This is a genomic window from Herbiconiux daphne (assembly GCF_024979295.1).
GTDB lineage: Bacteria > Actinomycetota > Actinomycetes > Actinomycetales > Microbacteriaceae > Herbiconiux > Herbiconiux daphnes.
The window spans coordinates 1-507 of sequence record NZ_JANLCJ010000864.1 but is presented as its reverse complement, the minus strand read 5'-3'; the positions used below and the strand labels follow the sequence as shown (position 1 = coordinate 507).

At 39.8% G+C, this 507-nt stretch carries 1 protein-coding gene; it reads left to right on the top strand.

The genetic code is table 11. From position 1 onward, the window contains the following. Window positions 1–294: 294 nt before the first annotated feature. Window positions 295–507: hypothetical protein (locus N1032_RS28100; protein WP_259544041.1), on the top strand; the 213-nt coding region annotated here is incomplete at its 3' end.

Sequence of the window (507 nt, the reverse complement as noted above, 5' to 3'; positions counted from 1 at the left end):
GTGACGACCAGCCGTTTATCACCGTCCACATTAAAGAGACTGCTAAAAAGCAATCTGTTTACTATGTAGAAGTCCAGTAATAAACGGTCACTAATCAAAAGCCCCTTAATTGGGGCTTTTTCTTATCTGGAGGAAATATAATGGGGATAAATATCACCCGCCAGAGGTTACTAGACGGGATGCGTAGTATTGGCGAACCGTTCACCCAATCGGAAATAGAATCCATCTGCCGCGAACTATTCCATAATCGCGGTAAAATATCCGACCTTAAAACTAAATTAGCGAGTAAATCAAATGAGCAAACATCTAAAAGGTGACTTGTCAGAAAGCACTAAAAACACATATAAAACCCGCCTCAATAAATTAATTGCTTACGGGTATGATGTTGAATCTATGACCATTTCAAACATAGATACCACATACCGTAAAATTGTAGCCATTGAAAAACAATGGAACGGTAACAGCGGCGGCGCTGGTCATGGAAATAGTGACGATGGTATTAATCAA